The organism is Spiroplasma endosymbiont of Dasysyrphus albostriatus, from assembly GCF_964019495.1.
In the GTDB taxonomy this organism is placed as follows: Bacteria; Bacillota_I; Bacilli_A; order Mycoplasmatales; family VBWQ01; genus Spiroplasma_E.
The window spans coordinates 1,591,835-1,606,197 of sequence record NZ_OZ026447.1 but is presented as its reverse complement, the minus strand read 5'-3'; the positions used below and the strand labels follow the sequence as shown (position 1 = coordinate 1,606,197).

Below are 14,363 nucleotides of genomic sequence, written 5' to 3'. Positions count from 1 at the left end.
TTATATAATGAACACTAATTTTGACCTGAAAGGATTTTTATTAATGGATAAAATTAAACAAATAGCATTAATAATTAACAAATTAAATATCAAAGAAAAAATTAAAATTATCGATGATTGCAAAAATCAATATTCAATTAGAAACTTATGTCAATATCTTCAATTAAACAGATCAACATATTACTTTTTAAAAAATAAACAAAAACTTATTAAAAAAGAAAAAAATCATATTATTAATTGCAATCATAAATATCAAGAATTATGCCAACTTTTAATCGAATTTCATTCTACAAGAAAAGGTAGAATTTATGGATATTTAAGAATTTTTTCAGCTTTTAAAGAGTGATTAAAACAAGAGAAAAATATCATTTTAAATATAGAATTATCAACAAAACAAATGCGAAAAATTATGAAAAAACACAATATTCAAGGATTAAAACAAACTAAAAATAACTATCCTAAAAACAAAAAAAATCCAAATAAGTGAATACCTACAATGGATAAAGTAAACAAAGATTACAAAAGTACAACCGCTTCAAATCAAATTTGATCAATGGATACTAAACAAATAAACACCAAAGAAGGTTGACTATATCTTTTTGTAATTATTGATTTTTATTCAAATAATGTTGTTAGTTATAATACATTTTCAAATAAATCATATCAAGATTTAATTCTTCCTGCACTTGAAAAAATAAACAACCAATTTTCTTGAAATCAAATAAAAAACGTTATTTTACATTCAGATAACGCCAACGAATTTTATTGTCAAGAAATTACAAAATGAGCAAAAAACAAACAAATAATTTTAAGCAAAAAACAACCATATGATATTGGCGGTAATGTCATATCTGAAAATTGATTTTCACATTTATCTCAAGAATGATTGCCTAAAGACTCAAATCAATATTTAACAATCAATGAAGCTATTAATGATGTAAATCAATATGTTATGTTTTATAATTATGAAAGAATACATTCTAAATTTTTAAAACCACCAATATTACAAATAAAAATTTAGAAATATCTATCAAAATATGGTCCAGTAATTAGGGCTAACCACCCCCATCCACTCTACTGATAAAAACTGTTCTAGATTTTCTTCTTGTATAATTTGTTTTCAAAAATTAATCGCATTATCAGGAATTTTTAATTCAGGAAAAAAGTAATCAAAATTAATTCGTGCTTGTTCTTGTTTAAATTTTATAATTTCAAAATATTGCTCTGGAAATGATTCTTTAACTATATTTTTTAATTCAATAATTAAGTTATGTTCTTCATTAAAAATTTGCTGTTCTTTCTCAATTCATTCTAATGAATCTATTAAATTTTCTAATAAAAGTTCATCAAATACTAAAAACTTTTTATTATTATAAAGAGAAAATAATTCTTGATAAAGATGATGAACAATATTTAAAAAGCAAAATAATGAATCTGCTTTAATTAAACTATTAAAAAATATAGTAAGGTCATCACTATTAATTGTTTTTATTAATTGTTTGCAATATTTTTTTTCTATTTTTGCACTTGTAATCTTAGAAGTTATTTCTTTTCTAAAATCCTTAATATTTTTTTGCTTTTTATTATCAGAACCTATTTCTTGAATTTCTGTAGGCACTTTTTTACATCCTTTCAAATAAAAAACCCATTTATTTTATTAAAAATAAAACAATGGGCTTGAAAAACATATTTTTTTAAATTTTTTATTTTAAATTTTCATTAAAATAAGGAAAGGAACAATTCTAAAATAAATTAGTTATAATTTATTTGAAAAAGTTAATTAACAATTTCTAAAATCTCTTGTTAATTACCTATAATAATGCATATAGTTTATCTCTAATATTTGAGATAACTATTGCTAAATAATAGCATGTATAAAATGTATTGCAAATAATATACAAAAATCATACTTTATATTACATTAATTTTACTAATTAAAATGATAAATAAAATCATATTCAATTAATTTTAACACTTTTATTATGAAATAAATTTTATTTTGTAAATAAAATATTTTATAATAAAAATACTATTTATATATAGAATAGGGGTTACATAAATCCACTATTATAAATAGTACTACTTAAAGGGGGAGGAAATTATGAGCAAATTATTAACATCAACACCAAAAAAAGATGGTTTTTTTGCCCCAATTGAATCAATAGAACATAAAGGCACATGAATGATTTGACCGCTTATGAAAGATAATTAACAAAAAGAATGTCAACCAGCACGAACTGTTTTTGCAAAAATAGCTAACTCAATCAATAAGCATGAACCAGTAAAAATTATTATTAATAAAAGTAATTGAAATGAAGCTCGCAAACTATTAGATCCAACTATCAAATTAATCGATATTAAATATCAAGATAGTTGAGCGCGTGATATGGGACCAATTTATTTATTAAATAAAAAAGGACAACGAAGAGCTGTTCATTTTCACTTCACTGCATGAGGCATGAAAAATGAACCAAATATTAATCCACCCAGTTGAAATTGAAATTATGAAATTGATAATAAAGTTGGAATTGAAATGACTAAAAATAGTAACATTGATTATTATCAAGCACCAATTGTATTAGAAGGCGGAAGCATTCATCAAGATGGTGAAGGAACAATTTATACTACAGAAGAATGTTTATTAAACCACAATCGAAATCCTGATTTAACAAAAGAAGAGATTGAAGAACATTTAAAACAATATTTAAATGCACAAAAAATAATATGAATTCCTCGTGGTGTTTATAATGATGAAACAAGTGGTCATGTTGATAATCTACTACATATCATTACACCTGGTCATGTTGTTTTAACATGAACTGATGATAAAAATGATCCTCAATATGAACGTAGTTTAGAAGCTTTAACGTTTCTTAAAAATAGTACAGATGCTAAAGGACGAAAAATAAAAGTAACTAAATTACATCAACCAGCACCATTATTTATAACTAAGTCAGAGGCAGAAAATCGTGAAAAAAGTCCTCGTTTTGCTAATCGTACGGTAATGTTTAGTAATCTGTGTAACTTAGAACCTGTTTAGAATCTTTTAGAAAATAATGTAAAATTACTATATATTTTAAAATAAGAGGTATATATGCATAAAAATTATCCAAGTCATGTTACTAAAGAACAATTTGAGAACATAAAATCAACTTTAGAAAACAGCAAAAAGAAAACAAAACCAAGAAATTTAGATTTATATGAAGTGTTTTGTGCAGTTTTATATGTATTAAAAAGTGGTTGTCAATGAAGAATGTTACCAAAAAATTTTCCAAAATGACAAACTGTATATTATTATTTCCAAATTTGAAGTAAAAACAATGATAAAGAACCTAGTGTATTGCAATTAATTTTAAAAAAAATTAGTTAAAAAGATTCGTATTAAGAATCATCGAAAAGAAAAAACTAGTTTTTGTATAATTGATTCGCAAAGTGTTAAAAATACAGATACTACTGAAAATAAAGGTTATGATGCTGGTAAAAAGATTTCAGGAATAAAACGTCATATTGCAGTTGATACGCAAGGTTTACCACATGCAATTTACATAACTACAGCAGAAAAAACAGATCGTAATAGTGCTATCATAATGATTAAAAGTGAAAAAGAAAATCTTTCTACAGTTCAAAAAATAATAGTAGATGCTGGCTATACTGGTGAAAAATTTGCTTCTGCAATCAAAACAATCATAAATGCAAATGTTGAAGTTGTAAAACGTAATGAATTACATTCTTTTGTAGTACTACCAAAAAGATGAGTTGTAGAACGAAGCTTTGCATGATTAGAAAAATGCAGAAGATTATGAAAAAATTGTGAAAGAAAACTAAATACTAGTTTACAAATGGTTGTTCTTTCCTTTATTTCAATTTTATTAAAAAGATTCTAAACAGGTTCTTACAAAAATAACTATGTTTAATTAGTTCTAGTAAATATAATTAATTTTCTAGAAAGAGTGAGTTACAGATGGCTAAAAAGCAAAATATTAATAACAATGATCCAATATCACAAGCAGTAGATTTATTATTAGAAAATACTGAAGATTTAACAACAGTTTTTAAAGAGGGAGGATTATATAAAGAATTAACAAAAAGATTAGTAGAAAAAATGTTGAATTCTGAGATGCAAAATTATTTAGGATATGATAAGAATCAACATAGTAATAGTGACAATGCTCGTAATGGTATAAGTTCAAAAAAATTAATAACCCAACAAGGTAAAATTGAAATTGATGTACCAAGAGATCGTAATAGTAATTTTAATCCTGTAATAGTTGCAAAAAGACAAAGAAGATTTGATGGTTTTGATCAACAAGTTCTTTCTTTATATGCAAAAGGTATGACATTATCAGATATTAGAATGCAATTACAAGAGTTATATCATGGTGCTGATATTAGTGAAAGTGTTATTAGTCAAATTACTGATGATGTTATTGATGACGTCAAAGCATGGCAAAATCGACCATTAGATAGTGTTTATCCGATTGTTTATTTTGATTGTATAGTAGTTAAAGTACGACAAGATAAACGGATTATTAATAAATCAGTTTATATAGCTTTAGGAGTTGATTTAGAAGGTAAAAAAGATGTTTTAGGTTTATGAATTAGTGAAAATGAAGGTTCTAAATTTTGATTAGCCAATTTCACAGAAATGAAAAATCGTGGCTTAAATGATATTCTGATTGCTTGTAGTGATAATTTAACAGGCATGTCAGAAGCAATACAATCAGTTTATCCTAAAACCGAACATCAATTATGCATCGTTCATCAAATTAGAAATAGTTTGAAATATGTCTCATATAAGCATAGAAAATCTCTAGTTGCAGATTTAAAACCAATTTATACTGCATGTAGTGAAAAACAAGCAATGCAAGCTTTAGAATCATTTGAAAATAAATGAACTAAACAATATCCATAAATTGCTAAATCTTGATATAAAAATTGAGATAATTTAATGGTTTTTATTAGTTATCCTGCAGAAATAAAAAGGGTAATTTATACCACAAATGCTATTGAATCTGTTAATAGTCAATTACGAAAAGTCATCAGAAATAAAAAAGTTTTTCCTAACGATATGTCAGTTTTTAAAATATTTTATTTAGCAATTGACAATATAACAAAAAAATGAACAATGCCCATTCAAAATTGAAATACAGCAATTGCTCATTTTATGATAAAATTTGAAGACAGAATTAATCTGAATTAGTAACTTTGTAAAACAAAGAAACACAGATTATTAAAAAGCCTCAATCGTACCGAAGGATTTCGTATGCCAGCTAGTTATGTTAATTTCTATATTACAAATAAAACAATCATTATTCCCATTTTTAATGACCCAATATGGGATAAAAACGCAATTAATGTTTTGCAAAATTGTTTTCCTAATCATAAAATTAATTCATTTTATACACGTGAAGTACTATTAGGTGGTGGCAATATTCACTGTATAACACAACAAGAATTATAAAAATAACAAATAAGCAAATTAAAACAATAAATCCCTTCTAATTTAGAAGGGATTTATATTCTAAAATTAATGTAAGAACAATTTAAAAAATAAATAATTTTATTTCTTTATTATTAGAAAGAAATAAAAAACCTATTTGTTCAAGATTAACTTAATTCATTTTTAAATTCATAAATATGAATATCAGTTTTATCAACAACAAAACCAATAACATACGAAATACCACAAAGAAAATCAATAATTCTTCTTCGATCATTTTCAACAGTTGTTGTTAAATTAACTTTAATTGGTTTTTGTAAAATCATAGCATTAGCAACTGATTCAATTTCTTGATAATTTTTAGGAGCAAATTCTTGTATTTGTTCTTGAAAACTGGTTTTATAATTACTATTTTCATCATTGTCTTTATATTTTTTACTTCTTCATCCCATAATTAATTAAACTCCCTTTCGTCTTCGTAAAAATGATGGTAAATCATCATCTGCTTCCATTGCTGCTTCTTGGACTAAATTTTGTTGTTCTTCTTCTTTTTTCTTTGTTTGTTCTTTAATTTCTTCACTTAAATATTGAGTCTTATTGGTAATAAATTCATGATTATCAACTTTTGAACTATAAACAAAATTATTAGCATTAGCACCTTCTTCATCAAAACCAGTGGCAATAACTGTTACAATCATTTCATCATTTAAATTTTCATTAACAGCAACACCAAAAATGATATTAACATCATTACCCGCAGCATCACGAACTAAATCAACAGCAATATTAGCATCAGTTAATGTCATTGTTGTTCCACCAGTAACATTAACAATAGCATTTTTAGCACCCTTAATTGTCACATCATCAAGTAAAGGAGAAGAAATAGCTTTTGTTGCGGCTTGTTTAGCTTTATGTTCACCCTTTGACATTCCAATACCAAATAAAGCATTACCTTTATTTTCAATAATAGTACGAACATCAGCAAAATCTAAATTTATTAAAGCAGGAACAGCAATTAAGTCAGTAATAGTCTGTACACCTTGACGTAAAATATTATCTGCTTCTTTAAACGAATCTTTAAGAGGGATATTACCAATTACTTGTAATAATTTATCATTAGAAATAATAATAATTGCATCAACTTGTTTCTTTAAATTTTCAATTCCAACTATAGCATGAGCATTACGATTACGTCCTTCAAATTTAAATGGTTTAGTAACAATAGCAATTGTTAAAGCACCACATTCTTTAGCAATTCTTGCAACAATTGATGCAGCACCAGTACCAGTACCACCACCCATACCAGCAGCAATAAAAACCATATCTGCACCATCTAAAGCACGTTTAATTTCTGCTTCACTTTCAATTGCGGCTTGTTTACCAATTTCGGGATTAGCTCCTGCTCCAAGTCCCTTTGATAATTCTTTGCCCAAAATAATTTTATTTTCAGCTGGTGATGCATTAACTACTTGTGCATCAGTATTAGCAACATAAAAATCAACACCTTGTACCTCTGCTTCAATCATTCTATTAACAGCATTATTACCAGCACCACCAATACCAATTACCCGAATTGATGCTATTGGTTTAAATTGTGAATTATTATGTTCCATTTTATTTTCCTCCTGAGTAATCAAATTGTCTTCTTCTATTTACTACCATCATTATACTGATAATTTGGTTGAAAGGGGGAATTATAATGCTTATTATCATGATTATTAGAATGCGTATAATGATTTAATTTTGATACAATTTCTGGTTTATGTATTGATGAAATATAATTATTACTAAAAACATTTACTAAATGTTGGTAGTGAGTATTACCGATTAAAGTAGTTCACTGATAACTATATGCACCAGGAGTTTGACTGAGCATATATTTTACTTCTTTTAGTTTGCTATTATTTTTAAAATAGTTGGCAAAACCACATAAACCAATAGTAATTCCCGTAAAAATAATTTCCATATCTGAACTATTATTATCACTAACTTCATCAAGAAAATATTCAATACAAGAAATAATTTCATTAATTTGTCTTTTAACTGTTGCTTGTAAATCAGTTTTTGTTAAACGAACAATAGATTTTGTTTGATCATCAACATACTTATCAACAACAACATCGCATAAATAATTACTACTTATATTAATAATTTTTTGTAAATATCTTTCAGCTTTATCATAACCACAATGCATTTGCTTCATTAATGATTGAATTATTTGATTTCAACCAATTTTAATATTAGTTGTTGCAAATAATACTGAATTACTAAAAACACTAATCTTAGTACTATTAATATTTCAATCAACTAAAACTGTATTACGATTAAAATCAGTATTTTTAATATTACATACTAATGCAAATTGATCTAAAGTAACAGTTAACAATTCTGTTTCGGCATTAGTTAATACTTCGAGGTGAGAATTATATAAACTTTTAGGTAATGAATAAACTAAAGCATCAACATGCATAACTTGTCCTTTTTTTGCAATTGGTAATTGTTCATTACCAATTGCATGATCAACTTTAAAATTGTATGGTTTAGTTAAACAAATAATTTCACTATTATCAATAGTAATGTTTTTAGCCATTTCAATCACTTTACTACAATCTTCATCAGTGATAATGTGATTAGCATCTTTAAAATCAAGTGATGCTTGTGATTGATAAATTTTTAAATTATTTGAAGGTAAAGTTAAGGCAATACGTTGTACTTTTATATTTAAAGTATTATTAATTTTATTAATAATTTGCCTTAATAACTTACCTGTAGCAATTGAATTAATAATTACACCATTTTCAGAAAACTGTTCAGTATCAACAGTTTCTTTATATAAAACCTGAATTTGATTATTAACATAATTATTAACCATAACTTTTAAACTAAAATCTTCAATTTGACATACAACATATAGTTCTTGAAAATTCATATTGCTCACCTCCAAACATTTTTATGAATCAATATAAGTAATAACTCTTAGTTTTGCACTTCGTGCTCTTGGATTTTTATTTATTTCATCAGGCTTTGGTGTAATTGGTTTTTTAATTATTAACTGATATTTTGTTTTTCAATTATTGTGAACTGGTAATTTAGCATATAATTGTGCTTGTGGATCAATTAAAACTTCATTAAAAGTTTGTTTAACAATACGATCTTCTAAAGAATGAAAACTAATAACAACAATTCTACCATTAGATTTTAATAATTTCAAAGATTGTTTTAAAGAAGATTTTAATGTTTCTAACTCATTGTTAACAGCAATTCTTAATGCTTGAAAAGTCTTTTTGGCAGGATGATGATGCTTATTTAATACTCTTACTGGTAATGATTTTTTAATAATCGTAACCAATTGTAAAGTGGTATCAATTGGTTGAAAAGTTCTTGTTTTAATAATATTTTTAGCAATACTACTAGCAAATACTTCTTCACCATAATTTTTAATAATTGTTTTTAATTGCTCATAATTATAATTATTAACAATATCTCACGCATTTAATTTTTGACTTTGATCCATACGCATATCTAACTTAGCATCTTTCATATAACTAAATCCTCTAATATCTTCATCAACTTGTGGTGATGATATACCTAAATCATATAATATACCATCAACTTTAGTAATATTTCTTTTTAAAAGCTCAGATTGAATATTTGCAAAATTACTTTTAATTATTTCATATTTATCTTTAAAATCTTTTAAAATAATTTTACTATTATCAATGGCCATTTGATCTTGATCAAAAGCATATAGTTTGCCAGAGGTAAGTTTTGATAGTATAACTTTACTATGACCTGCTCGTCCTAATGTACAATCGACATAAATACCATCAGGTTTAATATTTAAGAAATCAATTGCTTCTGTTAACATTACAGAAATGTGTCTTGCATTGATATTATTCATAATTTTTATATCTCATCTAGAGCTGCTGCCGCCGACTCAAATTTATCCTTGGTATCTTGATTAAAACTATTTCAATTAGTTTCTGATCAAATCTCAATTTTATTGGATAGTCCAATCATAATTACTTTTTGTTTAATATCAGCTAGTGTCAATAATGAATGTGGAATATTAATGCGACCTTTACTATCAATAGTTAATTCTTCTGAATTAGCAAATACTTGTCTTGCTAAAATTCTGGCTTCTTTCTGACCTTCGGATTGTGATAAGATTTTATCTTGTCATTTAATAAATTCAATTTCGTTACGAATAACTAAACAGCCTTCAAAACCTTTAGAAACAATAACAATCTCATTGTTATGAAAATAACTTCTAAACTTAGAAGGAATTATCATTCGTTTCTTTTCATCTAATGTTGACAATGATTGTCCTAGTAGCATAATATCACCCACACTTTCCCACTATTACCCATATTATATAACCTTTGGCATATAATTGCAATTGATTACTTTAAATGTATGACTAGTCAGTAAAATAAAGAAGTTTATGGTACTAGAAGATTAAAAAAAATTCTAGAAAACCAAGAAATTTATTTATCGCGCAGAAAAATTAAAAAAATTATGAATGAACATAATTTAATATCAAAATATACTAAATTATCATTCAAAAATCATAATAACAAAGTTAACGATAGTCAAATAACTAATCTTGTTAATAGAAAATTTAAGAATAGGATTAAAAATGAAGTTATTGTTAGTGATTTAACTTATGTACAAGTTAATGGTAGGTGAAACTATATTTGCCTATTAATAGACCTATTTAACCGCGAAATTATCGGACATAGTGTTGGAGTTAAAAAAGATGCATCATTAGTACATCAAGCATTTATGCAATCAAATCGCTGTTTAAAAGATATTCAAATATTTCATAGTGATCGCGGTAATGAATTTAACAATAAAATTATTGATAAACTTTTACGGACGGTTGTCAAAGGGCGCATCACTTTAACCCTTAGATTAATAAATGGATAACAAAGAACGATATAACTATCGTTCTTTTTTTGTTAAAAGATTAAAACTTCATAAAACTGTCGTAGAAGTCTAATAGTGAGTACGAAATATAAATACTTCTATATCAGAATAAAAGAGCATTTAATGTTAAGCAAGTTAAAATGTTACACTGTATCGCTTAATGTAATTATAGATTAATTTGAATAGCCTTATTATGGCTCAGTAAATACCCCATTAATCTATATTAATAATTACATTTTTATTATTTGAAAAAATAGGGGGTTTTATATATAAATACATACCACATTAACAATATCATAACACAATAAAAATTAAAAGGAGAAAAATAAATATGTCATACATTTATTTAATAAAATACAAAGTTAATTATACATTTGAAACAAAATATAAAGTTTTTTATACATTTAAGGAAGCAAATAATTTTCATAAAAATTATAAACATCATTTATTAGAAGATGCATATTGGAATGGCAACACTTTTTAGGACTATTTTTTGGTAGACATTTGTTGTTGATATTTAACTGGAGTTAAGTAGTTTAAAGTGCTGTGAATTCTTATATTGTTATATCAATTGATGTAATCAAATAATTCTAATTTTAATTGGATTAATGATGTAAAATTTTTATCATTAATAAATTCGGTTTTAAAAGTTTTAAAAGTTGCTTCAGCAACAGCATTATCATAAGGACAACCTTTTTTACTTAAAGAACGGTTAATGTTGAATGCTAGTAAAAGTTTATCAATAATTTTATTGTTAAATTCATTACCGCGATCACTATGAAATATTTGAATATCTTTTAAACAGCGATTTGATTGCATAAATGCTTGATGTACTAATGATGCATCTTTTTTAACTCCAACACTATGTCCGATAATTTCGCGGTTAAATAGGTCTATTAATAGGCAAATATAGTTTCACCTACCATTAACTTGTACATAAGTTAAATCACTAACAATAACTTCATTTTTAATCCTATTCTTAAATTTTCTATTAACAAGATTAGTTATTTGACTATCGTTAACTTTGTTATTATGATTTTTGAATGATAATTTAGTATATTTTGATATTAAATTATGTTCATTCATAATTTTTTTAATTTTTCTGCGCGATAAATAAATTTCTTGGTTTTCTAGAATTTTTTTTAATCTTCTAGTACCATAAACTTCTTTATTTTCTTTAAAAGCACTAATAACAGCTTCATCATAAATATTATTTTTGATTTTATTTTCTTTTTTCTTTAAATTAAAATAATATGTTGATTTAGATATTTTTAAAAAACGACACATTGTGCGAATTTTATATTTAGCTTTATTTTTGACGGTGGTTAGCCCTAATTACTGGACCATATTTTGATAGATATTTCTAAATTTTTATTTGTAATATTGGTGGTTTTAAAAATTTAGAATGTATTCTTTCATAATTATAAAACATAACATATTGATTTACATCATTAATAGCTTCATTGATTGTTAAATATTGATTTGAGTCTTTAGGCAATCATTCTTGAGATAAATGTGAAAATCAATTTTCAGATATGACATTACCGCCAATATCATATGGTTGTTTTTTGCTTAAAATTATTTGTTTGTTTTTTGCTCATTTTGTAATTTCTTGACAATAAAATTCGTTGGCGTTATCTGAATGTAAAATAACGTTTTTTATTTGATTTCAAGAAAATTGGTTGTTTATTTTTTCAAGTGCAGGAAGAATTAAATCTTGATATGATTTATTTGAAAATGTATTATAACTAACAACATTATTTGAATAAAAATCAATAATTACAAAAAGATATAGTCAACCTTCTTTGGTGTTTATTTGTTTAGTATCCATTGATCAAATTTGATTTGAAGCGGTTGTACTTTTGTAATCTTTGTTTACTTTATCCATTGTAGGTATTCACTTATTTGGATTTTTTTTGTTTTTAGGATAGTTATTTTTAGTTTGTTTTAATCCTTGAATATTGTGTTTTTTCATAATTTTTCGCATTTGTTTTGTTGATAATTCTATATTTAAAATGATATTTTTCTCTTGTTTTAATCACTCTTTAAAAGCTGAAAAAATTCTTAAATATCCATAAATTCTACCTTTTCTTGTAGAATGAAATTCGATTAAAAGTTGGCATAATTCTTGATATTTATGATTGCAATTAATAATATGATTTTTTTCTTTTTTAATAAGTTTTTGTTTATTTTTTAAAAAGTAATATGTTGATCTGTTTAATTGAAGATATTGACATAAGTTTCTAATTGAATATTGATTTTTGCAATCATCGATAATTTTAATTTTTTCTTTGATATTTAATTTGTTAATTATTAATGCTATTTGTTTAATTTTATCCATTAATAAAAATCCTTTCAGGTCAAAATTAGTGTTCATTATATAACACAATTGTTTTTAGAATACATTCAGATTTTTTAAATTAATGGTCTAGTAAAAAGGGCTAAGTGGCCCCATCCAGACATTAGTCAAAATGAATTATTAAAATTAGATGATAATCAATTTAACTGACTATCCATAACTAATGAATTAGAAAGCAATAATATACCATCATTAATTCCGGCAGATTGAACATTAGGTAATGGTGAGTATGGTAAATATTTTACACGATTAGTAATTGATAAAAATAAATTAGAAAGTTTTTTAAATTTATAGCTAACGAAAGTAATGTTTACTCATAAATAATGTAAAATAATAATATGTAATTTAAACAATTCTTGCACTTACAAGTATAATTCAGCAATAATTAAAATAGATTAGGAAGATTAAATTATGCCAAAACCATACAGTGAGGACTTACGAAGAAAAGTAATAGAAGTTTATGAAAGTAAAAACATGAAAATTAAAGAAATTTGTAAAGTGTTCAATATCACTAGAAAGACTTTATTTTTATGAAGAAAAAGAAAGCAAAAAACCGGAAATATAAAACCAATTTTGAATTATCAAAAAGGACATAGCCACAAAATAAAGGATTTAGATGAATTAAAAAATTATTTAGCAGAAAATAAAGATGTTACAGTTCAAAAAGTAATTGAAAAATTTGGTGATATGACAAAAGAAACAGTTTATAACTATTTCAAAAAACTAAATTATACATATAAAAAAAACTTTTCTATATGAACAAAGAGATAAAAATAAACAAGAAGATTTTTTAAAAGAAATAGCGAAAATAATGAATGAAGATTTGGTATATATTGATGAATCTGGAATTGATGATAATGAATTTTATAAATATGGTTGGTCTGAAAAAGGTAAAAGATTATTTGATAATAAACCTGCATATAAAATAAAGAGAATGAGTATAATTGGTGCACTAAATAAAGGTAAATTAAAAGCTCTATGAGCATTTGAAGGACATTGCAATAGTAAAATTTTTGAATCATATGTTAAAAATATACTAATTCCAGTATTAAAGTGTGGACAAATTATAGTTTTAGATAATGCGACGTTTCATAAATCTAAAGCAACAAAACAATTAATTGAAAATGCTGGATGCAAACTATTATTTCTTCCACCATATTCTCCTAATTTAAATCCAATTGAACATTTTTGATTTGCTATAAAACATAATATAAGAAAAATATTACCAAATTATTGACCAAATATTAAAAACGCGATTGATTTTGTTTTTCAAGATATGAGTAAACATTACTTTAGTTAGCTATATATGGTTCAAATAAATATCAATTATTTTCTAAATTAGAATTTTATAAAGAAATTTCACAAATTGATAATAATAATGATTTTGAATTACAAATTGAAAATCCGATTAACAATTTAAATCGGATTGAAGTTAGTGGAGTATTTGGTGCTGGTAATTATGATTTAATTTTAGTAACAGATAAACAAGAAATAAAATTAAAAAATATTAATTTATTTGATAAATATAATGAAAATATTTCTTATATAAATTTAGAGATTTAATTATCAAAATATCCATCTGGATAAATACCATCTCATTTTACTGCGTCATCAGTTAATTTATTTGATGCTCAG

General features: G+C 24.7%; 16 protein-coding genes and 3 pseudogenes. 10 read left to right on the top strand and 9 right to left on the bottom strand.

Annotated elements, in window-relative coordinates; all coding sequences use genetic code 4:
- The first annotated feature begins 7 nt into the window (after positions 1-7).
- Entirely contained in the window at positions 8-1,021 is a 1,014-nt protein-coding gene (locus AACL11_RS09520) for an IS3 family transposase (RefSeq protein WP_338986622.1), read from the top strand.
- 6 nt (positions 1,022-1,027) lie between these two features.
- Here the strand turns inward: AACL11_RS09520 and AACL11_RS09515 are convergent, their stop codons facing one another.
- Entirely contained in the window at positions 1,028-1,618 is a 591-nt protein-coding gene (locus tag AACL11_RS09515; RefSeq protein ID WP_338987604.1) for a hypothetical protein, read from the bottom strand.
- A 609-nt stretch (positions 1,619-2,227) separates the two neighbouring features.
- Between AACL11_RS09515 and AACL11_RS09510 the strand changes: the two are divergent.
- The 4 genes and pseudogenes from AACL11_RS09510 to AACL11_RS09495 all read left to right on the top strand — a co-directional run.
- Positions 2,228-3,040 (top strand): annotated as a pseudogene (locus AACL11_RS09510) (agmatine deiminase family protein); the annotation flags it as partial.
- Positions 3,041-3,094: 54 nt separating this feature from the next.
- Positions 3,095-3,884, top strand: a protein-coding gene (locus tag AACL11_RS09505; protein ID WP_281747819.1) for an IS5 family transposase whose coding sequence is annotated in 2 segments (ribosomal slippage) — positions 3,095-3,355 and positions 3,357-3,884 — 789 coding nt in all. Because the reading frame shifts where the segments join, the coding sequence is not laid out codon by codon here.
- Between the two features lie 77 nt (positions 3,885-3,961).
- Positions 3,962-5,200: pseudogene (locus AACL11_RS09500) on the top strand (IS256 family transposase).
- A gap of 27 nt (positions 5,201-5,227) precedes the next feature.
- Positions 5,228-5,461 (top strand): agmatine deiminase family protein, encoded by a 234-nt coding sequence (locus tag AACL11_RS09495; protein ID WP_338988517.1) that lies wholly within the window; start codon positions 5,228-5,230, stop codon positions 5,459-5,461.
- A 146-nt stretch (positions 5,462-5,607) separates the two neighbouring features.
- On the opposite strand, the gene sepF is transcribed toward AACL11_RS09495, so the two are convergent.
- The 5 genes from sepF to mraZ are packed head-to-tail and all read right to left on the bottom strand — an operon-like array spanning position 5,608 to position 9,790.
- Positions 5,608-5,892, bottom strand: a complete 285-nt coding sequence (sepF, locus tag AACL11_RS09490; RefSeq protein ID WP_174480582.1) for a cell division protein SepF — start codon at positions 5,890-5,892, stop codon at positions 5,608-5,610.
- Between the two features lie 6 nt (positions 5,893-5,898).
- Positions 5,899-7,053: a cell division protein FtsZ gene (ftsZ, locus tag AACL11_RS09485; protein ID WP_252320022.1), complete on the bottom strand. Its 1,155-nt coding sequence runs from the start codon at positions 7,051-7,053 to the stop codon at positions 5,899-5,901.
- Between the two features lie 35 nt (positions 7,054-7,088).
- On the bottom strand, positions 7,089-8,369 hold the full coding sequence (locus AACL11_RS09480; protein WP_338987602.1) for a hypothetical protein: 1,281 nt from the start codon (positions 8,367-8,369) through the stop codon (positions 7,089-7,091).
- A gap of 21 nt (positions 8,370-8,390) precedes the next feature.
- Positions 8,391-9,341, bottom strand: coding sequence for a 16S rRNA (cytosine(1402)-N(4))-methyltransferase RsmH (rsmH, locus tag AACL11_RS09475; RefSeq protein ID WP_252320018.1), 951 nt, complete (start codon positions 9,339-9,341; stop codon positions 8,391-8,393).
- A 5-nt stretch (positions 9,342-9,346) separates the two neighbouring features.
- On the bottom strand, positions 9,347-9,790 hold the full coding sequence (mraZ, locus tag AACL11_RS09470) for a division/cell wall cluster transcriptional repressor MraZ (RefSeq protein WP_281748124.1): 444 nt from the start codon (positions 9,788-9,790) through the stop codon (positions 9,347-9,349).
- A 93-nt stretch (positions 9,791-9,883) separates the two neighbouring features.
- On the opposite strand from mraZ, the pseudogene AACL11_RS09465 reads away from it, so the two are divergent.
- The 3 genes and pseudogenes from AACL11_RS09465 to AACL11_RS09455 form a co-directional block, all read left to right on the top strand.
- Positions 9,884-9,979, top strand: a pseudogene (locus AACL11_RS09465) (IS3 family transposase); the annotation flags it as partial.
- On the top strand, positions 9,959-10,369 hold the full coding sequence (locus AACL11_RS09460) for a DDE-type integrase/transposase/recombinase (RefSeq protein WP_338987601.1): 411 nt from the start codon (positions 9,959-9,961) through the stop codon (positions 10,367-10,369). The pseudogene AACL11_RS09465 and the gene AACL11_RS09460, both read left to right, overlap by 21 nt.
- Before the next feature lie 331 nt (positions 10,370-10,700).
- Complete coding sequence (locus AACL11_RS09455) at positions 10,701-10,853, top strand: hypothetical protein (protein WP_338987600.1); 153 nt, start codon at positions 10,701-10,703, stop codon at positions 10,851-10,853.
- 2 nt (positions 10,854-10,855) lie between these two features.
- Here AACL11_RS09455 and AACL11_RS09450 read toward each other — a convergent pair whose 3' ends face one another.
- From AACL11_RS09450 to AACL11_RS09440, 3 genes are read right to left on the bottom strand one after another with little or no spacing between them, the layout of a single operon-like run.
- Entirely contained in the window at positions 10,856-11,704 is an 849-nt protein-coding gene (locus tag AACL11_RS09450; RefSeq protein ID WP_338988508.1) for an IS3 family transposase, read from the bottom strand.
- A gap of 28 nt (positions 11,705-11,732) precedes the next feature.
- Complete coding sequence (locus AACL11_RS09445; RefSeq protein ID WP_338986622.1) at positions 11,733-12,746, bottom strand: IS3 family transposase; 1,014 nt, start codon at positions 12,744-12,746, stop codon at positions 11,733-11,735.
- A 38-nt stretch (positions 12,747-12,784) separates the two neighbouring features.
- The gene (locus AACL11_RS09440) at positions 12,785-13,090 is read right to left on the bottom strand and encodes a hypothetical protein (RefSeq protein WP_338987599.1); all 306 of its coding nucleotides are present in this window, start codon (positions 13,088-13,090) and stop codon (positions 12,785-12,787) included.
- Between the two features lie 49 nt (positions 13,091-13,139).
- Between AACL11_RS09440 and AACL11_RS09435 the strand changes: the two genes are divergently transcribed.
- Both AACL11_RS09435 and AACL11_RS09430 read left to right on the top strand, forming a co-directional pair.
- A complete protein-coding gene (locus AACL11_RS09435) occupies positions 13,140-13,499 on the top strand; it encodes a helix-turn-helix domain-containing protein (protein ID WP_338973555.1) in 360 nt (119 codons plus the stop codon).
- A complete protein-coding gene (locus tag AACL11_RS09430) occupies positions 13,456-14,028 on the top strand; it encodes an IS630 family transposase (RefSeq protein ID WP_338988471.1) in 573 nt (190 codons plus the stop codon). Before AACL11_RS09435 ends, AACL11_RS09430 begins: the two co-directional genes overlap by 44 nt.
- The last annotated feature ends 335 nt before the right edge of the window (positions 14,029-14,363 follow it).